Source organism: Enterobacteriaceae bacterium Kacie_13 (genome assembly GCA_013457415.1).
Lineage (GTDB): Bacteria > Pseudomonadota > Gammaproteobacteria > Enterobacterales > Enterobacteriaceae > Rahnella.
The window spans coordinates 269,957-289,054 of the sequence record CP045665.1; the positions used below are offsets into that span (position 1 = coordinate 269,957).

19 protein-coding genes are annotated in these 19,098 nt (G+C 53.3%); 15 read left to right on the plus strand and 4 right to left on the minus strand.

The features are described 5' to 3' along the window. Positions 1–103 precede the first annotated feature (103 nt). Positions 104–466: a DUF2500 family protein gene (locus tag GE278_01245; GenBank protein QLK59483.1), complete on the plus strand. Its 363-nt coding sequence runs from the start codon at positions 104–106 to the stop codon at positions 464–466. Between the two features lie 9 nt (positions 467–475). Here GE278_01245 and GE278_01250 read toward each other — a convergent pair whose 3' ends face one another. Both GE278_01250 and rsmD read right to left on the minus strand, forming a co-directional pair. Next, complete coding sequence (locus GE278_01250; GenBank protein QLK59484.1) at positions 476–754, minus strand: DUF1145 family protein; 279 nt, start codon at positions 752–754, stop codon at positions 476–478. Position 755: 1 nt separating this feature from the next. Continuing rightward, a complete protein-coding gene (gene rsmD / locus GE278_01255; GenBank protein QLK59485.1) occupies positions 756–1,367 on the minus strand; it encodes a 16S rRNA (guanine(966)-N(2))-methyltransferase in 612 nt (203 codons plus the stop codon). A gap of 226 nt (positions 1,368–1,593) precedes the next feature. On the opposite strand from rsmD, the gene ftsY reads away from it, so the two are divergent. The 4 genes from ftsY (at position 1,594) to rpoH (ending at position 5,901) form a co-directional block, all read left to right on the plus strand. Continuing rightward, positions 1,594–3,066, plus strand: a complete 1,473-nt coding sequence (gene ftsY, locus GE278_01260) for a signal recognition particle-docking protein FtsY (GenBank protein ID QLK59486.1) — start codon at positions 1,594–1,596, stop codon at positions 3,064–3,066. Between the two features lie 5 nt (positions 3,067–3,071). Further along, a complete protein-coding gene (gene ftsE / locus GE278_01265) occupies positions 3,072–3,734 on the plus strand; it encodes a cell division ATP-binding protein FtsE (protein QLK59487.1) in 663 nt (220 codons plus the stop codon). Continuing rightward, positions 3,734–4,714 (plus strand): cell division protein FtsX, encoded by a 981-nt coding sequence (gene ftsX / locus GE278_01270; GenBank protein QLK59488.1) that lies wholly within the window; start codon positions 3,734–3,736, stop codon positions 4,712–4,714. The genes ftsE and ftsX overlap by 1 nt, the downstream gene beginning before the upstream one ends. A 329-nt stretch (positions 4,715–5,043) precedes the next feature. Continuing rightward, a complete protein-coding gene (gene rpoH, locus GE278_01275; protein ID QLK59489.1) occupies positions 5,044–5,901 on the plus strand; it encodes an RNA polymerase sigma factor RpoH in 858 nt (285 codons plus the stop codon). Between the two features lie 65 nt (positions 5,902–5,966). Here the strand turns inward: rpoH and panM are convergent, their stop codons facing one another. Next, complete coding sequence (gene panM, locus GE278_01280) at positions 5,967–6,344, minus strand: aspartate 1-decarboxylase autocleavage activator PanM (protein QLK59490.1); 378 nt, start codon at positions 6,342–6,344, stop codon at positions 5,967–5,969. A gap of 403 nt (positions 6,345–6,747) precedes the next feature. Here panM and GE278_01285 point away from each other — a divergent pair, with 403 nt between their 5' ends. The 5 genes from GE278_01285 (at position 6,748) to livF (ending at position 11,787) form a co-directional block, all read left to right on the plus strand. Beyond that, positions 6,748–7,860, plus strand: coding sequence for a high-affinity branched-chain amino acid ABC transporter substrate-binding protein (locus GE278_01285; GenBank protein ID QLK59491.1), 1,113 nt, complete (start codon positions 6,748–6,750; stop codon positions 7,858–7,860). A gap of 232 nt (positions 7,861–8,092) precedes the next feature. Then, positions 8,093–9,019 (plus strand): high-affinity branched-chain amino acid ABC transporter permease LivH, encoded by a 927-nt coding sequence (livH, locus tag GE278_01290; GenBank protein ID QLK59492.1) that lies wholly within the window; start codon positions 8,093–8,095, stop codon positions 9,017–9,019. Continuing rightward, positions 9,016–10,305: a high-affinity branched-chain amino acid ABC transporter permease LivM gene (gene livM, locus GE278_01295; protein ID QLK59493.1), complete on the plus strand. Its 1,290-nt coding sequence runs from the start codon at positions 9,016–9,018 to the stop codon at positions 10,303–10,305. The genes livH and livM overlap by 4 nt, the downstream gene beginning before the upstream one ends. Next, complete coding sequence (gene livG, locus GE278_01300) at positions 10,302–11,072, plus strand: high-affinity branched-chain amino acid ABC transporter ATP-binding protein LivG (GenBank protein QLK59494.1); 771 nt, start codon at positions 10,302–10,304, stop codon at positions 11,070–11,072. Before livM ends, livG begins: the two co-directional genes overlap by 4 nt. Positions 11,073–11,085: 13 nt before the next feature. Then, positions 11,086–11,787, plus strand: coding sequence for a high-affinity branched-chain amino acid ABC transporter ATP-binding protein LivF (gene livF, locus GE278_01305; GenBank protein ID QLK59495.1), 702 nt, complete (start codon positions 11,086–11,088; stop codon positions 11,785–11,787). A gap of 50 nt (positions 11,788–11,837) precedes the next feature. On the opposite strand, the gene GE278_01310 is transcribed toward livF, so the two are convergent. Next, the gene (locus GE278_01310) at positions 11,838–12,926 is read right to left on the minus strand and encodes a hypothetical protein (protein ID QLK59496.1); all 1,089 of its coding nucleotides are present in this window, start codon (positions 12,924–12,926) and stop codon (positions 11,838–11,840) included. 486 nt (positions 12,927–13,412) lie between these two features. On the opposite strand from GE278_01310, the gene GE278_01315 reads away from it, so the two are divergent. The 5 genes from GE278_01315 to ugpC all read left to right on the plus strand — a co-directional run bounded on the left by GE278_01315 (position 13,413) and on the right by ugpC (position 19,098). Then, positions 13,413–14,600: an aminotransferase class I/II-fold pyridoxal phosphate-dependent enzyme gene (locus tag GE278_01315; protein QLK59497.1), complete on the plus strand. Its 1,188-nt coding sequence runs from the start codon at positions 13,413–13,415 to the stop codon at positions 14,598–14,600. A gap of 204 nt (positions 14,601–14,804) precedes the next feature. After that, positions 14,805–16,121 (plus strand): sn-glycerol-3-phosphate ABC transporter substrate-binding protein UgpB, encoded by a 1,317-nt coding sequence (gene ugpB / locus GE278_01320; protein ID QLK59498.1) that lies wholly within the window; start codon positions 14,805–14,807, stop codon positions 16,119–16,121. Between the two features lie 167 nt (positions 16,122–16,288). Next, positions 16,289–17,176, plus strand: a complete 888-nt coding sequence (ugpA, locus tag GE278_01325) for a sn-glycerol-3-phosphate ABC transporter permease UgpA (GenBank protein ID QLK59499.1) — start codon at positions 16,289–16,291, stop codon at positions 17,174–17,176. Continuing rightward, positions 17,173–18,018 (plus strand): sn-glycerol-3-phosphate ABC transporter permease UgpE, encoded by an 846-nt coding sequence (gene ugpE, locus GE278_01330; protein ID QLK59500.1) that lies wholly within the window; start codon positions 17,173–17,175, stop codon positions 18,016–18,018. Before ugpA ends, ugpE begins: the two co-directional genes overlap by 4 nt. Before the next feature lie 6 nt (positions 18,019–18,024). Further along, positions 18,025–19,098: a sn-glycerol-3-phosphate ABC transporter ATP-binding protein UgpC gene (gene ugpC / locus GE278_01335; protein QLK59501.1), complete on the plus strand. Its 1,074-nt coding sequence runs from the start codon at positions 18,025–18,027 to the stop codon at positions 19,096–19,098.

The following is a 19,098-nucleotide window of genomic DNA, read 5'->3' on the forward strand; positions in this document are numbered from 1 at the left end:
TGCGACAATCAGAAATCCCTGTTTCAGGCTGTGTGGCGAATTCCCACATGTTAAATTAGGCTGATTCATTACCGCCTTCATCTTCAGTGAACATAAACAAACAATGACTAAACCTCCGATGATTTTTATTGCGTTTATCGTGGTCATCGCGATTTTCGCCACTCGTCAGTATTTCCAGCAACGACGCACTCAGGCCGATAACGACGCCGCGCCGCTTCGCACAATGCAGGTGGAAGTGGTGGCCAAGCGTGAGTATCTGTCGCCCAACCGACGTTCACGCCAGCGGGAGCAGATCCCGGTCGAAGATAAAAAGTATGAAGGCTATTTCAAACCGCAAAACGGCGGTGCGGAGCTGAAACTCATGCTGGATGAAGCGACGTATCACCAGCTGGCGAAAGGCCAAAAGGGGGCGTTGAGCGTGAAGGGCAGCCGTTTTGTGGCTTTTACGGCGCAGGACGCGCCGTAAAAACAGAGATTACTTTTTGGTGGGCAACGGCGGTTGTTTCTTCTGCCATGCCATCAGTTCAAACACGCCAAACAGAAAAATGCGCGTTTGCAGCCACGGGCCAATCGTATCTTTTTCTTTTCCCTGCGTGGCTTTAAGCAACATCACCTGCAAACCGTGCATAAAGAACATGAACACAATCGCCACATCCAGAAAGTACTTGATCGGTTTAGGGAATGGATGAATCAGGTTAAACGCCAGAAACCCCCAAATACACAACATCAACAACCGACCAATATTGATCAACATCCTACTGCTCCTGTTCAGGTGCGCCGGTTTCAGGCGTCACATCGCGATGATAAAGACGATAAGCAACTTGTCCGGCGACTTTCTCACGGTGTAACCGCCAGCTGGCGGGCACGTCAAGTGTGTCGTGTTCGGCTTCTGTTTCGACGTAAATCCAGGCCTCATCGGCCAGCCACTGATTTTGCTCCAGCAAATTCAGTGTGTCTTGCAGAATACCTTTGCGGAAAGGCGGATCGAGGAAAACCACGTCAAAGGCACTTCCGGCTTTTGCCAGCCAGTTCAATGTATTGACGTTAAATACTTTCGCATCTTTGGCGTTTAGCAGGGCCAGGTTTTTCTCTAACTGTTGCGCAACCTGGCGTTCAAACTCCAGCAGAGTGGCACTGGCGGCATAGCGTGATAACGCTTCCAGACCCAGCGCGCCGCTGCCTGCAAAACAGTCCAGACAGTGTGCGCCCTGTAAAACTGGCGCGAGCCAGTTAAACAATGTTTCGCGCACGCGATCGGTGGTCGGGCGCAGTCCCGGACTGTGTGGAACCGGAAGTTTGCGTCCGCGCCAGAGTCCGCCAATAATTCGGATTTGGCCTGCGGCGGGAGTGTTGGGTTTCTTTGCCATAGTTCGCTTGTGTAATCCGAAGCCGTCGGGCTTCGTTGCATATCGTTTGAAGGGCTATTCTACCGGTGTGCGGGCAATGGGCAAATGTTTAACATGGGCGATTGAAAAACCAGCGGAATTCAACACGCGGGCGTGTTGCCGCAAAGGGAAAGTGATAGACTGCCCGACTATAACCCTATTAATAATCCGTTCGCCAATCATTAGCGGCGAGGAGTGAAGTTGTAAAATGGCCAAAGATAAAAAACGCGGTTTCTTTTCCTGGTTCGGCCGTGGCCGTCAGGAAGAAGAGCAGCAGAAAGAAGAAACGCGCGAAGAACTGCCGGTTGTCGAAGAACCCGGCGTTCCCGTTGAGCCGGAACCGGTCACCAAACCTGAGCCGGTTATCCAGCCTCAACCTCTTACAGAACCAGTCGTTCAGGAGCCCGCACGTTTAGAGGCCGCTGAGGAACTGGCAGAAGAAATTGTTCACATCACCGAACAGGTGTCAGCGCAGCAGGTAATTGAAGAGTCTGCAATGGCAGAACCTGTTGTCATTGAAGCGGAAATCGAAGAGCCCATTATTGTTGATGCGCCTGTCGTTGATGAACCGATGGTTCTGGAAGAGCAGATCGTAGAAGACGAATTCGTGGAGTCCGCCGCTGAAATTGCCGAAGATGCCCGCGAAGATTCTCTTGATGCTATTGATGACAGCATAACCGCTGAAGATGAACCGCTGCCGGTTGCGCTGGATCCTATCGTTGTGCTGCCAGCCGGTGAGACCGAACAGGAACGCCCGACTAAAGAAGGTTTTTTTGCCCGTTTGAAACGCAGTCTGGTGAAAACCAGACAGAATCTGGGCTCCGGTTTTGTCGGCCTGTTCCGCGGTAAGAAAATTGATGATGATCTGTTTGAAGAGCTGGAAGAACAGCTGCTGATCGCCGACGTTGGCGTCGATACGACGCGCAAAATCATCACTTCCCTCACCGAACATGCTTCCCGCAAGCAACTGAAAGACGCGGATGCGCTTTACGGTAAGCTGAAGGAAGAAATGTCCGAAATTCTGTCAAAAGTCGAACAGCCACTGGATGTCAGCGGAAAAACCCCGTATGTCATTCTGATGGTCGGTGTGAACGGCGTCGGTAAAACCACCACCATCGGTAAAATGGCGCGTCAGTTTGAAGCGCAAGGCAAATCGGTGATGCTGGCGGCGGGCGATACGTTCCGTGCAGCGGCGGTGGAACAATTGCAGGTCTGGGGTCAGCGCAATAAGATCCCAGTAATTGCTCAGCATACTGGCGCAGATTCGGCTTCCGTGATTTTCGATGCGATTCAGGCGGCTAAAGCCCGCAATATCGACGTGTTGATCGCCGATACAGCGGGACGCCTGCAAAATAAAGCGCATCTGATGGAAGAGCTGAAGAAGATCGTCCGCGTGATGAAGAAACTCGACGAAGACGCCCCGCATGAGGTTATGCTGACGCTCGACGCCAGCACTGGCCAGAATGCGGTCAGTCAGGCCAAATTGTTTAACGAAGCGGTCGGGCTAACCGGCATAACGTTGACTAAACTGGACGGCACCGCAAAAGGCGGCGTGATATTCGCCATCGCCGATCAATTCAGCATTCCGATTCGTTATATCGGGGTCGGCGAAGGTATCGAAGATTTAAGGCCGTTTAAGGCAGACGATTTTATTGAGGCACTTTTTGCCCGAGAGGATTAATACGGATGATTCGCTTTGAACAGGTCAGTAAAGCTTATCTGGGCGGACGACAGGCGCTTCAGGGCGTCAATTTTCACATCCAGCAAGCGGAAATGGCATTTCTGACCGGACACTCTGGTGCGGGTAAAAGTACCCTGCTGAAGTTGATTTGCGGCATCGAACGTCCGAGCGCCGGGCAGATTTTGTTTGGCGGCCATGACATTAGCCGCCTGAAATCCAGTGAAGTGCCGTTCTTGCGCCGTCAGATCGGTATGATCTTTCAGGATCACCATCTGCTGATGGATCGCACTGTCTATGACAACGTGGCGATGCCGCTGATTATCGCCGGTGCGAGCACGGAAGATATCCGTCGTCGCGTGTCGGCCGCGCTGGATAAAGTCGGATTATTGGATAAAGCCAAAAATCTGCCGATCCAGCTGTCCGGTGGTGAGCAACAACGTGTAGGCATTGCCCGTGCGGTGGTTAACAAGCCTGCGGTGCTACTGGCGGATGAACCGACCGGTAACCTCGACGGCGAACTGTCGGAAGGCATCTTGCGTTTGTTCGAAGAATTTAATCGGGTTGGCGTCACTGTACTGATGGCGACGCATGACGTGGGGCTGATTGCCCGTCGTAATTACCGCACGCTGACGCTGAGTCAGGGGCGGATGTCGGGAGGAGTGTACTAATGGCGAACAGTCCAAACCCGGCGAAAACCGCAAAAAGCGCCCGCGCTGCGAAAAGCAAAGCGTTGCAGGGTGGCTGGCGTGAACAGTGGCGCTATGCGTGGATGAACGCGCTGGCGGACATGCTGCGTCAGCCGCTGGCGACGCTGCTTACGGTGATGGTGATTGCGATTTCCCTGACCCTGCCGAGCGTGTGTTATCTGGTGTGGAAAAACGTCAGTACGGCGGCCGAACAGTGGTATCCGACGCCACAGCTTACGGTGTATCTCGACAAGGCGCTGGATGATAACGCTGCTGAAAATGTGGTGAAAACCCTCAAAACTGAAGCGGGCGTGGATAAAGTCAACTATCTCTCCCGTGAGGAAGCAATGGGCGAGTTCCGCAACTGGTCTGGCTTTGGCGGCGCGATGGATATGCTTGAGCAAAATCCGTTGCCTGCGGTGGCTATCATCACGCCGAAAATGAATTTTCAGGACTCTGCCACACTTAACACCCTGCGTGACCGCGTGGCGGCTGTGCAGGGCGTGGACGAGGTGCGTATGGACGATAGCTGGTTTGCCCGTCTGGCGGCGCTAACCGGTCTGGTGGGGCAGATAGCTGCGATGATCGGCATCCTGATGGTGATCGCTGTATTCCTTGTAATTGGTAACAGTGTGCGTCTGAGTATCTTCAGCCGCCGCGACACTATCAACGTCATGAAGCTGATAGGCGCGACCGACGGCTTCATTTTGCGGCCATTCCTCAATGGAGGCGCGATGCTCGGGTTCACCGGTGCATTGCTGTCGTTGGTACTCTCCGAAGTACTGGTGCTGCGCCTTGAGAGCGTGGTGACACAGGTCGCGCAGGTCTTCGGCACGACATTTGATCTGCACGGACTGGGCTGGGACGAAAGCCTGCTGCTGTTGCTGGTTTCAGCAATGATTGGCTGGATCGCAGCCTGGCTGGCGACGGTGCAACATTTACGGCGATTTACACCACAGTAGCGATTTTTTGCTATAATCTCCCCCTGCTGCTCAAGAATCGTGTCACAGGGGGAGAGCTGCTTCACATCATTTCGCATCATCTTTTCCTGCTTTCCCCGCAATGGCACAAATTCACTATCCAATAGTCAGTCTGTCACTTAGAGTCTTCAGACTGTTGAAACCGTACCTGAACTTTATGTAAAATTCGTGGTCGAAGAGCAGCGAATATGAAGGGCTCGGCGTTGCTTGTTGTGGTCACTTTTTCATAAAAAGCAGACCACCAACGAGGCGGTATCATCCCGCAGCAACGTGGTATAAAACCTGCATTACGTCATACATGAGAGGCTTGAATGACCAAAGAAATGCGCGCTTTAGCATTAGTACCCCAAGGTAGCCTGGAAGCCTATGTTCGGGCGGCCAATGCCTATCCTATGCTCACCGCAGAGGAAGAACGGGCGCTGGCTGAACGGCTGCATTACGACGGTGACCTGGAAGCGGCTAAACACCTGATCCTGTCTCACCTGCGCTTTGTTGCTCACATTGCCCGCAACTATTCGGGTTACGGTTTGCCGCAGGCAGACCTTATCCAGGAAGGTAACATCGGCCTGATGAAAGCGGTTCGCCGTTTTAATCCGGAAGTCGGTGTGCGTCTGGTGTCCTTCGCGGTGCACTGGATCAAAGCAGAAATTCACGAATATGTGCTGCGTAACTGGCGCATTGTGAAAGTCGCGACCACTAAAGCACAGCGTAAGCTGTTCTTTAACCTGCGTAAAAACAAACAGCGTCTGGGCTGGTTCAGCCACGACGAAGTGGAGCATGTTGCCCGCGAATTGGGTGTGACCAGCAAAGATGTGCTGGAAATGGAATCGCGCATGGCCGCGCAGGACATGACGTTCGACCCAACGCCGGATGATGAACCACGCGATGGCGCGGCGATGGCGCCGATGCTGTATCTGCAAGACAAGAGTTCTGACTTCGCAGAAAGCATTGAAGAAGATAACTGGGATCGTGACGCGACAGACAAACTCTCTTCCGCGATGGAAGGTCTGGATGAGCGAAGCCAGGACATCATTCGTGCACGCTGGCTGGATGACGATAACAAATCTACCTTGCAGGAGCTGGCTGACAAGTACGGCGTTTCTGCAGAACGTGTTCGTCAGCTGGAAAAGAACGCGATGAAGAAACTGCGCGTGGCGATCGAAGCCTGATAAGCACGTTTCTGACCTAAAAAAGCGACCTTCGGGTCGCTTTTTTTATACCTGAAATCGGGAAGTTATTTCCTCCAGACATTCCCTTCACGGACAAACCCACACGATCGCATAAATGCATCGAGTACCGTTTCCGGTTCCGCCTTCATCTCCCAGCTTTTGATCTGAGGCAGTTGTGCCTGCACATCTTCTATCAGATACAACCCGACGCCGCGCCGACGTGTTACTTCACGTACAAGCAGACCGCTGAGTTCAGCGTGAGTACCGGCTAACCGGATTTTCACCGCGCCCAGAATACGCTCGTTAAATATGGCGGCGAATAACGCGCGGTCAGCCGTCAGACAGGTTTGCCAGTCGCTTTCGGTTTGCTCAGGCCAGATTTTTGCCAGATCAATCAGGTCTTGTGCGCTAAGTGAAGTGAGTCTTTGGATCGTTAATTTCATGAGGCGGACAGGTCAGAAAATGGGAAAACCAGTGTAGCGGAATCCACTAAAAACGGTGCGTAACTTTTTTTGTACAGTATCAAGTCGAAAACTTTTTTTCAGATCCCTGTATAAGCGATAAATGTTGGCTTTAATCAATAATGCCAGCGTTAACCACTGATTGTTTGAAAAAGAACCGCCTTTTCGCCCAGATAAAATTCTGTTTACACCTCATATTTCTGATTGTGCTATTTGATTTGCAGAAGAAAATTCCTGTTTAATGATATGAATTATAAAGTCTTATTTGAAATTAAGACGAAATAAGCCGGTAACTCGTTATTACTTATACTAAATTTCTTAAGTGATGATGTTTTGAACAGGCAAAGTAAGAGCAAACCACAACACACATCAACGGGGTAATCGGATGAAAGTAACAAAGGGTAAGATCTGGCTGGCAGGGTGTATCGCATTGGCAATGAGTCAGGCGGCGTTTGCTAAAGATATTAAAGTGGCTATCGTCGGCGCCATGTCCGGGCCGGTTGCCCAGTATGGCGATATGGAATTCACGGGCGCGAAACAGGCGATTGCTGACATCAACGCCAAAGGCGGCGTGAAAGGCGACAAACTGGTTGGCGTCGAATACGACGATGCGTGTGACCCGAAACAAGCAGTCGCCGTGGCCAACAAAGTGATCAACGACGGTATCCGTTACGTGATCGGCCATCTGTGTTCTTCTTCTACTCAGCCTGCTTCCGATATCTATGAAGATGAAGGCGTGCTGATGATCACCCCGGCGGCGACCAACGCTGACCTGACTACCCGTGGTTACAAAATGGTGATGCGTACCACCGGTCTGGATTCCGATCAGGGCCCGACGGCGGCGAAATACATCCTCGACACTATCAAGCCAAAACGCATTGCGGTTGTGCATGACAAACAACAGTACGGCGAAGGCCTGGCACGCTCCGTTCAGGACGCGCTGAAAAAAGGCGGCGGCAACGTGGTGCTGTTTGAAGGCGTCACCGCAGGCGACAAAGATTTCTCCACCCTGGTGGCACGTCTGAAGAAAGAGAACGTTGACTTCGTGTACTTCGGCGGCTATTACCCGGAAATGGGGCAGATCCTGCGCCAGTCCAAACAGGCTGGTCTGAACGCTAAATTCATGGGGCCGGAAGGCGTGGGCAACTCCTCCCTGTCTAACATCGCCGGTGATGCGTCTGAAGGGATGCTGGTGACTCTGCCAAAACGCTACGATCAGGTACCGGCTAACCAGCCAATCGTCGATTCCCTGAAGGCTAAGAAACTGGATCCAACCGGTCCGTTCGTCTGGACGACTTACGCCGCATTGCAGGCGCTGACCACCGGTATGGAACGCAGCGGCAGCATGGAACCGGCGGATATTGCTAAAAACCTGAAATCAGCCTCAGTAGATACCGTCATGGGACCACTGAGCTGGGATGAGAAGGGCGATCTGAAAGGATTCGAATTCGGTATTTTCGAATGGCATAAAGACGGCACGTCTACCCCTATCAAATAAATGCCCGGCATCCTTCGCACCGCCTCTGCGTTGGCCGCCTTCATTCACCCCGGTCACTTACCTGTGTAAGCTCCCGGGGATTCATTCAGTTGCCGCCTTGATGCAACACGAATGATTTTGGGCATTATGTTTCAGAACAGCGCATTACTCTGCCCGGCGTCTGGTGTTATAAACGGCGCCGGGTTGCAGTCTCAGCACAAGTTATCAAACCCTTGATTCATAAGGATAGGGTATGTCAGAGCAGTTCCTCTATTTTACTCAGCAGATGTTCAACGGCGTGACGTTGGGCAGTACTTACGCGCTGATCGCCATTGGTTACACCATGGTTTACGGCATTATCGGCATGATCAACTTCGCCCACGGCGAGGTGTATATGATCGGCAGCTATGTCTCCTTTATCGTGATTGCCGCCCTGATGATGATGGGTATCGATGCCAGCTGGTTGCTGATCGGTGCCGGATTTATCGCGGCGATTGTGATTTCCAGTGCCTACGGCTGGAGTATTGAACGCGTGGCCTATAAGCCGGTGCGTAACTCCAAACGTCTGATAGCACTGATTTCCGCCATCGGGATGTCCATATTCTTACAAAACTACGTCAGCCTGACGCAGGGCTCGCGCGATCTCGCCTTACCGAGCCTGGTCACCGGCCAGTGGACAATCGGCGAAACCAATGGCTTCGCGGCGACCATCAGCACCATGCAACTGATCATCTGGGTCGTGACCTTTATCGCCATGCTGGCACTGACGCTGTTCATTCGCTATTCGCGCATGGGCCGTGCCTGCCGCGCTTGTGCTGAAGACCTCAAAATGGCGAGCCTTCTTGGGATAAGCACCGACCGTGTTATCTCTCTGACATTTGTTATCGGCGCACTGATGGCGGCGGTGGCGGGCGTGCTGCTCGGTCAGTTCTATGGCGTGATTAACCCGTATATTGGTTTTATGGCCGGGATGAAGGCCTTCACCGCGGCGGTGCTTGGCGGTATCGGCAGCATTCCGGGCGCAATGATCGGCGGCCTGATCCTGGGCGTGGCCGAAGCGCTGACTTCCGCCTATCTGAGTACTGAATACAAAGACGTGGTCTCCTTCGCGCTGCTGATCGTCGTGTTGCTGGTGCTGCCGACCGGTATTCTCGGACGTCCGGAGGTGGAGAAAGTATGAAGCGCCTGAATTTGTTAAATGCGCTGGTCTCCGCGTTTGTCCTGCTGGTACTGGCTGCGTTCATCATGGGATTGCAGCTGAGCCTCGACGGCACAAAGCTGGTAGTCAACGGCGCGGGTGAAGTGCGCTGGATGTGGATCGCCATTGGTTGCGCCATCGTCTTCGTCTTCCAGCTTTTCCGCCCGATGGTCAGCAGCGGCCTGAAAAAAGTCTCCGGTCCGGGCTGGGTTTTGCCGAGTTTTGACGGCTCGACGCCAAAACAAAAACTGCTGGCGCTGGTTCTCATCATCGCCGCCGTTGCATGGCCATTTATCGTCTCGCGCGGCACGGTAGATATCGCCACGCTGACGCTCATCTACATCATGCTGGGTCTTGGCCTGAACGTCGTCGTTGGCCTGTCCGGTCTTCTGGTGCTGGGCTACGGCGGCTTTTATGCCATCGGCGCTTACACCTACGCGCTGCTCAATCACTATTACGGCATCGGTTTCTGGGAGGCGTTACCGCTGGCCGGGCTGGTTTCAGCGGCGTTTGGTTTCCTGCTCGGATTCCCGGTGCTACGGTTGCGGGGTGATTATCTGGCAATCGTGACGCTCGGCTTCGGTGAAATCGTGCGTATTCTGCTGCTCAATAACACCGAGCTGACCGGCGGGCCGAACGGTATAAGCCAGATACCCAAACCGACGCTGTTCGGTCTGGAATTCAGCCGGACACCGCGCGACGGTGGCTGGGATACGTTCAGCAACTTCTTTGGCGTCGCCTATGACCCGAGCGACCGTATTATCTTCCTGTACATGGTCGCCCTGCTGTTGGTGGTCGCCACGCTGTTCATCATCAACCGTTTACTGCGGATGCCGTTGGGGCGCGCGTGGGAAGCGTTGCGTGAAGATGAAATCGCCTGCCGTTCGCTGGGTCTGAATCCAACGCGTATCAAACTGACTGCGTTCACCATCAGCGCCGCCTTTGCCGGTTTCGCCGGTACGCTGTTCGCTGCGCGTCAGGGTTTCGTCAGCCCGGAATCCTTCACTTTTGCGGAATCCGCTTTTGTGCTGGCTATCGTGGTGCTCGGCGGGATGGGGTCACAGTTTGCGGTGATTCTGGCAGCAATCTTGCTGGTGGTATCCCGGGAGTTGATGCGTGATCTCAACGAATACAGCATGTTACTGCTCGGTGCCCTGATGGTGCTGATGATGATCTGGCGTCCGCAAGGCTTACTGCCGATGAAGCGCCCGCAGCTGAAACTGAAACTGTCTAAAAAACAAATCGCCGATCAGGGGGAACAGGCATGAGCACGCAACCTCTGTTAGCCGTTGAAGGTCTGACGATGCGTTTTGGCGGCCTGCTGGCGGTCAATAACGTGGCGCTGAACCTTAATCAGGGCGAAATCGTTTCACTGATCGGCCCGAACGGTGCCGGTAAAACCACGGTGTTCAACTGCCTGACCGGTTTCTACAAACCGAGCGGCGGCACCATAAGGCTGCGTGAACAGCATCTTGAAGGATTGCCAGGGCAGAAAATTGCCCGGATGGGCGTAGTGCGTACGTTCCAGCATGTGCGCCTGTTCCGCGAAATGACAGTGATCGAAAACCTGCTGGTCGCCCAGCATCAGCATCTGAAAAGCGGCGTGCTGGCAGGTCTGTTTAAGACGCCGGGCTTTCGCCGTGCAGAAGCTGACGCTCTGGATCGCGCCGCCGACTGGCTGGAGCGCGTCGGTTTACTCGAGCTGGCGAACCGTCAGGCAGGTAACCTGGCGTACGGTCAGCAGCGCCGTCTGGAGATCGTCCGCTGTATGGTGACGCGTCCGGAGATCCTGATGCTCGACGAACCCGCGGCAGGTCTGAACCCGCGCGAAACTGAAGAGCTGAACCAGCTGATCGCCGAACTGCGTAACCAGCACAGCGTGTCGGTGTTGCTGATTGAGCATGATATGAAACTGGTGATGGGCATTTCCGACCGCATCTACGTGGTGAATCAGGGAACGCCGCTGGCGCAGGGCACACCGGCTGAAATTCGTAATAATCCGGATGTGATCCGTGCGTATCTTGGCGAAGGGTAAGGGGCAGAACACGATGTTGTCATTCAATCAGGTATCCGCCCATTACGGCAAAATTCAGGCGCTGCATGAAGTCAGCCTGAGCATTAATAAAGGCGAAATCGTCACGCTGATCGGTGCGAACGGCGCGGGGAAAACCACGCTGCTCGGCAGTTTATGTGGCGAACCGCGCGCGTCGCACGGCTCGATAATATTCGAAGGGCAGGACATCACGCAGTGGCAGACTGCCAAAATCATGCGCGGCGATATCGCGATTGTGCCGGAAGGCCGTCGCGTGTTCTCTCGCATGACGGTGGAAGAAAATCTGGCGATGGGCGGCTTCTTCGCCACCCGCGATCAGTTCCATTCGCGCCTGGAGCGTGTATTCCAGCTGTTTCCGCGCCTGAAAGAGCGTCGTGTACAGCGTTCCGGCACCATGTCCGGCGGCGAGCAACAGATGCTGGCGATTGGCCGTGCACTGATGAGCCAGCCGCGTCTGCTGCTGCTTGATGAACCTTCTCTTGGGCTTGCGCCAATCATCATCCAGCAGATTTTCGACACTATCCAGCAGCTGCGCGAAGAGGGGATGACTATCTTCCTAGTCGAGCAAAATGCCAATCAGGCGCTAAAACTCGCCGATCGCGGTTATGTACTGGAGAACGGTCATGTGGTGCTGGAAGACACCGGTGCGGCGTTGCTGGCGAACGAAGCGGTGCGTGCGGCCTATTTAGGGGCGTGACGTCACTGAATCAAGCCACCCGGTGGCCTCCGGGTGGCTTTGGTATTGGGTTAATTTATTGTTGGTGAAATATGGGGTATCGGCATCCATTGCGTTCCGTTAACGCCGCCATTTGACCAGACCTCTTGTGCATCGTAAAAAAGGGGGATGAGGCCCGACGGCCCGGGGCTGGCTGCAATACCTGACAGGCTGACCCCATGTTGTTTTAGCCAATATAATATTCGCACAATACTGGCTTTATTAGGTTTGTAATGTCCGCTTTTATTCGTTATCCCGACAACGTGGCCATTATCTACCGCTATTTCACCTGCGGCCTGTACCGCCCCGCCGCTTAAAAAACTGGAGTGATGAAAAACATCTATTTTATGAGTATTTGCGTAAATTTTGTTATCGGGTGCCATGACAAATATAGCCCAGCCCTTATCCATGGTATTGGTTTGCATATTTCCAGTGTGAAATTTTTCGTGGCGAGAGTTATAAACTATGCCGTCTCTGATATATATTAATTTATCTGCGCGCTGTATGCTGTCGAGATAAGAAACACCCTGGCTCAGCCTCTCCCATAATAATTCTCCCTTTCCCTGATTAATCAAATGCGGAATATAGTATTCACGCAGCCAGTCAATGAAGTTCAGGTGAGTGTCGGAATTCTTCCATAATGCCATAGGCGACGGGCCATAAAATGTCGGGCGTGATAATGGAAAGTGGTTTTCTATTGCAATTTCCGGCCAGTAATTTTCATCCAACATATAATGGGCTTTGCCATTTGAACCTGCCACACCCTGAAGCAAAGGCTTCACTACCGCTCTGGCTCTTGCCCATCCCTGTAACCCCTGCCCAAGACTGTGGCCGATGATATGTTGAGTGGTGAGTAAATTTGCGCGGCGAATGGTCTGAGTATAAAGTGCCAAAACAGCCCCGCCACGGTGACTCGCCGGTCTTCGGTCTATATATATTCTACAGGCATTGCAAATGAGTAGTAATGCGTTGACTTCTGTTTCCACTAACTTTTTTGGTATTGCCTCGTACTCCTTCAATAAACGATCTATCTCTATTAAATACGGGTTGCTCCTTCTGTAGAATAATCCTAAATTCGATTCCTCTTTAAATTTTTCAAGGGTCCATATCTTATCTTGCATAACGATACATTCCTTTTTGTTCCATCATTTTAAAAAATACATCCATTTTCAACATCAACCCTGTCAATATGTTAAGGCTAATGGTTCTATGCGGATTTCAATTTAAGTAACCAGAGGGGATGCCAACAGATAAAAATTAAGCAGGTTTTTGAATCTTCGTCTTTAACCTTACTGCTACATTCCGGTTCATAAGAATTTTTTCTTGTCATTTATACATGTCATTTTGGCTTTTGAATCAGAAAAAATTTGCAACAGCGATACTACACCCCCCTCGGCAGGAGACTGTGACAAAAACGACACTTTGCATCTGGTGCGGGCGAACGAAGCGGTACTTTTTGCGCATCCTGGCGCGTAACGGCGGCGGAAATCGCAAATATTTGCTGTAATATCACAAAACCGCACGGCTGGCGCTTGGCGGTTTTTATTTTGTCGATAAATTAACAACTCTTACATTCTTATAACTTGGCAAATCATCAGGAACAATTCATGAACACAGAAGGTTTACTCGCCGCCCGTATGGTCAGGCTTAAAAGTTCGGCCATCCGGGAGCTGCTGAAACACAGCAAAATGGAAGGCGTTATTTCACTGGCGGGTGGTATTCCTTCTTCAGCGCTCTTCGATTTTGACGGACTGCGTGAAGCGACGCAGATGGCGATCACCGAACAGCCTGAGCACGCGTTCCAGTACGGCCTGACCGAAGGCAGCCATACGCTGCGTGAGCGTATTGCTGAGCTTTGTGCAGAGCGCGGCGTGATGGCCAGTGCGGACGATATCGTGGTTACCGCCGGTTCCCAGCAGGCGCTGGATCTGGTGATGCGCGCCGTCGTGAACCCAAATGATATTTTCGTGGTGGAACGTCCAACCTATCTGGCGGCGTTGCAGACGCTGGAACTGGCCGAAGCGCAAATCCTCTCCGTCGGGTCTGACGGCGACGGCATGATTGTCGATGAACTGGCTGAGCTGCTAAAAACCCGCAAAATCAAAGGCGTGTATCTGGTGCCGACGTTTGGCAACCCGAGTGGCGTGACTCTCAGCCGTGCGCGTCGGGAACAGCTGGTACAACTGGCGAAAAAATACGAATTCCTGATTGTGGAAGATGATCCGTATGGCGAATTGCGTTTCACCGATGAGCGCCAGCCGACGCTGTTTGAGCTGTCCAAAGCGCTGTTCGGCAACGCTGACAACATCGTCTATACCTCGACGTTCTCCAAAATTCTCGCACCGGGCCTTCGTCTTGGCTGGGTGATCATGCCTGACTGGCTGCTGCATAAAGTGGCGATCATCAAACAGGCGGCGGATTTGCACGCCAGCGCGCTGTCTCAGTCGATTGCCGAATGTTATCTCGGTCGGGGGCGTCTGCCTGCGCAAATTGAAACCATCCGCGCCGCGTACAAAAAGAAATGTGAAGTGATGGCTGAACTTCTCGAACGCGAACTGGGTGATGTACTGACCTTTGAATATCCGAAAGGCGGGATGTTCCTGTGGGCACGTTTCCGCGAACCGCGTAACTGCGCCGAGTGGATGAAAAAGACGTTAGAGCAGGGCGTGGTATTTGTGCCGGGCGAATTCTTCTATGCCGATAACCCGGATCATTCTACCTTCCGTCTGTCATTCGCCACCGCGACCGAAGAACAAATGCACGAAGCCGTTGCCCGCCTGAAACGCGCGCTGTAATCCTCCGCATTCCCTTCTCTGAAGCGCACCGCTTATCCGGTGCGCTTTTTTTTGCCATCTATCCGTCACTTCCAGTTAATACCTCTGTCACATCAGTGTCATTTAACGGTTATTTTTCTGTCATTTAGCCGTGTCATGTTAGCTCCCGAATCAGAAAATCCTTACATCAACTGACATCACACCAGCCCTCTTCAGGAGACAAGCATGCTTAAGCACGCTGTTACAAAAACGACACTTTGCATCGCACTGGCATTCGCGTTCAGCACCCAGGCGATGGCGGTTACAGAAATTCCTTTCTGGCATTCAATGGACGGCGAGTTAGGTAAAGAAGTGAACTCGCTGGCCGACCGTTTTAACCAGACACACCCTGATGTCAAAATCGTGCCGGTCTACAAAGGTAAATATGACGAAAGTCTGGCCGCGGGTATCGCCGCGTACCGCACCGGTAACGCACCTGCCATCCTGCAGGTTTATGAAGTAGGCACGGCGACTATGATGGCGAGCAAAGCCATCAAGCCGGTCTACGAAGTGTTCAGCGATGCGGGTCTGAAGCAGGACGTGTCTCAGTTTGTGCCGACAGTGTCTGGTTACTACTCAGATTCCAAAGGCCGTCTGCTGTCCCAGCCTTTCAACAGCTCCACGCCGGTATTGTATTACAACAAAGATGCCTTCAAAAAAGCCGGTCTGAACCCGGATCAGCCACCAAAAACCTGGCAGGACATGGCCGCGTACACCGAGAAACTGCGTGAAGCGGGGATGAAGTGTGGTTACGCCAGCGGCTGGCAAGGCTGGATCCAGATTGAGAACTTCAGCGCCTGGCACGCTTTGCCGATCGCCACCAAAAACAATGGTTTCGACGGTACTGATGCGGTTCTGGAATTCAACAAACCTGAGCAAATCAAACATATTCAGATGCTCGAAGACATGAACAAGAAAGGTGACTTCACCTATTTTGGTCGTAAAGACGAGTCCACCGCCAAGTTCTATAACGGCGACTGCGCGATGACCACCGCGTCTTCCGGTTCTCTGGCGGATATCCGTCAGTATTCCAAATTCAACTACGGCGTGGGCATGATGCCTTATGACGCGGATGTGAAGGGCGCGCCGCAAAACGCCATCATCGGCGGTGCGAGCCTGTGGGTGATGAACGGTAAAGACAAAGACACGTATAAAGGCGTCGCCGAATTCCTGCAATACCTGACCACTCCGGAAATCGCTGCCGAATGGCACCAGAAAACGGGCTATCTGCCTGTAACGACCGCCGCGTATGAGCTGACCAAAAAAGAAGGCTTCTACGAGAAGAACCCAGGTTCTGACGTCGCAACGCGCCAGATGCTGAACAAGCCACCGTTAGCGTTCACCAAAGGCCTGCGTCTGGGCAATATGCCACAGATCCGCACCATCGTGGATGAAGAGCTGGAAAGCGTATGGAGCGGCAAGAAGTCTGCCAAAGAAGCTCTGGATACTGCGGTACAGCGCGGGGATGTCCTGCTGCGCCGCTTCGAAGCTTCTACTAAGTAAGTCGGCTACTGCGCTTTGCCAGACTGGGTTTGGGCAGTGCTCGCTCTCCTCATGGACTTTGTGTCCACTCCGGGAGCTGTGCGCTGTCCGCACCCAGTCTGGCTTCGCTCGCTACGCCTCTTCTGGCGTAGCCTGCCTTTTGTCATCGCATCAACGAGTAAACTATTATGAGTTCACACCGTCCCGGTTTTGGTTGCAGCTGGTTGCCTTACGCACTGGTGTTGCCGCAGTTGCTGATCACCGCGATATTTTTCCTGTGGCCTGCCGGTCAGGCGCTGTGGTATTCGGTGCAGACGCTGGATCCGTTCGGGTTATCCAGTACGTTTGCGGGGATGAGCAATTTTACGCAGCTGTTTCAGGATCCGTACTACCTTGAGTCTTTCTATACCACGCTAAAATTCAGCTTTATGGTGGCGTTTATCGGGCTGGCGGTGTCGCTGTTTTTCGCCGCGCTGGTCGATCACGTCATTCGTGGCAGCCGTATTTATCAGACGCTGATGATCCTTCCTTACGCCGTCGCACCCGCCGTGGCCGCCGTCTTATGGATGTTTCTGTTCAGCCCCGGCCTCGGCCTGATTTCTCATTTCCTGGCCTCAATCGGCTACAACTGGAACCACGCGCAAAATAGCGGACAGGCGATGTTTCTGGTCGTGCTGGCATCGGTCTGGAAGCAGATCAGCTACAACTTTCTGTTCTTTCTTGCGGCCTTGCAGTCCATACCCAAATCTCTGGTGGAAGCCGCAGCTATCGACGGTGCAGGCCCGGTCCGGCGTTTCTTCAATCTGGTGTTGCCGCTGATTTCGCCGGTCAGTTTCTTCCTGCTGGTCGTGAATCTGGTGTACGCCTTCTTCGATACTTTCCCGGTGATCGACGCCGCGACCGGCGGCGGTCCGGTACAGGCGACGACTACGCTTATCTACAAAGTGTACCGCGAAGGTTTCTCCGGCCTGGATCTTTCCAGCTCCGCCGCGCAGTCCGTCATTCTGATGATGCTGGTGATTGGCCTGACGTTCATTCAGTTCCGCTTCGTCGAGCGTAAGGTGCGTTACCAATGATTGAAAACCGCAGAGGGCTGGATATTTTCAGCCACATCATGCTGCTGCTCGGCGTGCTGGTGATCCTCTTCCCGCTGTACGTCGCGTTTGTCGCTGCCTCTCTGGATAACAAACAGATTTTTGAGGTGCCGATGACGCTCATTCCCGGCGCGCATTTATGGGAAAACATCAGCGCCATCTGGGCACAGGGTGTGGGTAATAACAGCCCCGCGTTCGGACGCCTGCTGATCAACAGCTTCATCATGGCGATCGTCATCACCGTCGGCAAAATTTCGGTCTCGATGCTCTCGGCATTCGCGATCGTCTATTTCCGCTTTCCGTTACGTAACCTGTTCTTCTGGCTTATTTTTATGACGCTAATGTTACCGGTGGAAGTGCGTATTTTCCCGACCGTTCAGGTGATCGCTAATCTGCATATGCTCGACAGCTACACCGGCCTGACGCTGCCGCTGATGGCTTCGGCGACCGCGACGTTTCTGTTTCGTCAGTTCTTCATGACCCTGCCGGATGAACTGCTGGAAGCGGCGCGCATTGACGGGGCGGGCGCGATGCGCTTTTTCTGGGACATCGTTCTGCCGCTGTCGAAAACTAATCTCGCGGCGCTGTTCGTCATCACCTTTATTTACGGCTGGAACCAGTATCTGTGGCCGATTCTGATCACCAGCGATGCCTCGATGGGCACGGCGGTGGCGGGGATTAAAAGCATGATCTCCTCAGGTGACGGCTCGACCCAATGGAATCAGGTGATGGCGGCCATGATCCTGACATTATTGCCACCGCTGGCGGTGGTGCTCCTGATGCAGCGCTGGTTTGTGCGCGGTCTGGTAGACAGTGAGAAGTAAACCGAAATGGCAAATTTGAAATTACAGGCAGTGACCAAGTCTTACGACGGCAAAAACCAGATTATCCAGAGTATCGATCTGGACGTCGCTGACGGTGAATTTATCGTGATGGTCGGGCCTTCCGGCTGTGGAAAATCCACGCTGCTGCGCATGGTTGCAGGGCTGGAACGCACCACCTCCGGCGATATCTACATCAACGACCAGCGCGTCACCGAGCTGGAACCGAAAGATCGCGGCATCGCGATGGTATTCCAGAACTATGCGCTATATCCGCATATGACTGTGTTCGACAACATGGCCTATGGACTGAAAATCCGCGGCTTCGGCAAAGCGCAGATCCTCGCCCGCGTCGAAGAAGCAGCGCGTATTCTGGAGCTCGGCCCGTTACTGAAACGCAAACCACGCGAACTTTCAGGCGGCCAGCGTCAGCGCGTGGCCATGGGGCGCGCTATTGTGCGCGAACCGGCGGTGTTCTTGTTCGACGAGCCGCTGTCTAACCTTGATGCCAAACTGCGCGTACAGATGCGTCTTGAACTGCAACAATTGCACCGTCGCCTGCGTACGACCAGTTTGTATGTGACGCACGATCAGGTCGAAGCCATGACGTTGGCCGAGCGGGTGATCGTAATGAACAAAGGCATCGCCGAGCAAATCGGCACGCCGTCGGAAGTCTATCGCCGCCCGGCAAGCCTGTTCGTCGCCAGTTTTATCGGTTCACCGGCGATGAATTTACTGCCCGGCCAGCTCACCTCGGACGGTACGTCTCTGGTGATGGAAGATGGATTCGAGTTACCGCTGCCGGTACCTCGCCCGGAATGGGGCGGCCGCGAGCTTACCGTGGGCATTCGCCCGGAACATATTCAACTGACAGAGGATCCGCTAACCGGCATTCCGATGGTCCTCAACACGCTGGAGCTGCTGGGCGCGGACAATCTGGCGCACGGTAAACTGGCGGGCAGCGGCGTCGTGGTGCGCTTATCGCATGAAGTGTTCCCGACGGCGGGTTCGCTATTACGCTTGGTTTTCCCGGTGAAAGCGTTACACTTTTTCGATACACACAGCGGATTACGGATGGAATGA

Bases quoted from the DNA above. Each gene is read 5' to 3' on its own strand.
- GE278_01245 (QLK59483.1), top strand. From the start codon at position 104: ATGACTAAACCTCCGATGATTTTTATTGCGTTTATCGTGGTCATCGCG.
- GE278_01250 (QLK59484.1), bottom strand. From the start codon at position 754: ATGTTGATCAATATTGGTCGGTTGTTGATGTTGTGTATTTGGGGGTTT.
- rsmD (QLK59485.1), bottom strand. From the start codon at position 1,367: ATGGCAAAGAAACCCAACACTCCCGCCGCAGGCCAAATCCGAATTATT.
- ftsY (QLK59486.1), top strand. From the start codon at position 1,594: ATGGCCAAAGATAAAAAACGCGGTTTCTTTTCCTGGTTCGGCCGTGGC.
- ftsE (QLK59487.1), top strand. From the start codon at position 3,072: ATGATTCGCTTTGAACAGGTCAGTAAAGCTTATCTGGGCGGACGACAG.
- ftsX (QLK59488.1), top strand. From the start codon at position 3,734: ATGGCGAACAGTCCAAACCCGGCGAAAACCGCAAAAAGCGCCCGCGCT.
- rpoH (QLK59489.1), top strand. From the start codon at position 5,044: ATGACCAAAGAAATGCGCGCTTTAGCATTAGTACCCCAAGGTAGCCTG.
- panM (QLK59490.1), bottom strand. From the start codon at position 6,344: ATGAAATTAACGATCCAAAGACTCACTTCACTTAGCGCACAAGACCTG.
- GE278_01285 (QLK59491.1), top strand. From the start codon at position 6,748: ATGAAAGTAACAAAGGGTAAGATCTGGCTGGCAGGGTGTATCGCATTG.
- livH (QLK59492.1), top strand. From the start codon at position 8,093: ATGTCAGAGCAGTTCCTCTATTTTACTCAGCAGATGTTCAACGGCGTG.
- livM (QLK59493.1), top strand. From the start codon at position 9,016: ATGAAGCGCCTGAATTTGTTAAATGCGCTGGTCTCCGCGTTTGTCCTG.
- livG (QLK59494.1), top strand. From the start codon at position 10,302: ATGAGCACGCAACCTCTGTTAGCCGTTGAAGGTCTGACGATGCGTTTT.
- livF (QLK59495.1), top strand. From the start codon at position 11,086: ATGTTGTCATTCAATCAGGTATCCGCCCATTACGGCAAAATTCAGGCG.
- GE278_01310 (QLK59496.1), bottom strand. From the start codon at position 12,926: ATGCAAGATAAGATATGGACCCTTGAAAAATTTAAAGAGGAATCGAAT.
- GE278_01315 (QLK59497.1), top strand. From the start codon at position 13,413: ATGAACACAGAAGGTTTACTCGCCGCCCGTATGGTCAGGCTTAAAAGT.
- ugpB (QLK59498.1), top strand. From the start codon at position 14,805: ATGCTTAAGCACGCTGTTACAAAAACGACACTTTGCATCGCACTGGCA.
- ugpA (QLK59499.1), top strand. From the start codon at position 16,289: ATGAGTTCACACCGTCCCGGTTTTGGTTGCAGCTGGTTGCCTTACGCA.
- ugpE (QLK59500.1), top strand. From the start codon at position 17,173: ATGATTGAAAACCGCAGAGGGCTGGATATTTTCAGCCACATCATGCTG.
- ugpC (QLK59501.1), top strand. From the start codon at position 18,025: ATGGCAAATTTGAAATTACAGGCAGTGACCAAGTCTTACGACGGCAAA.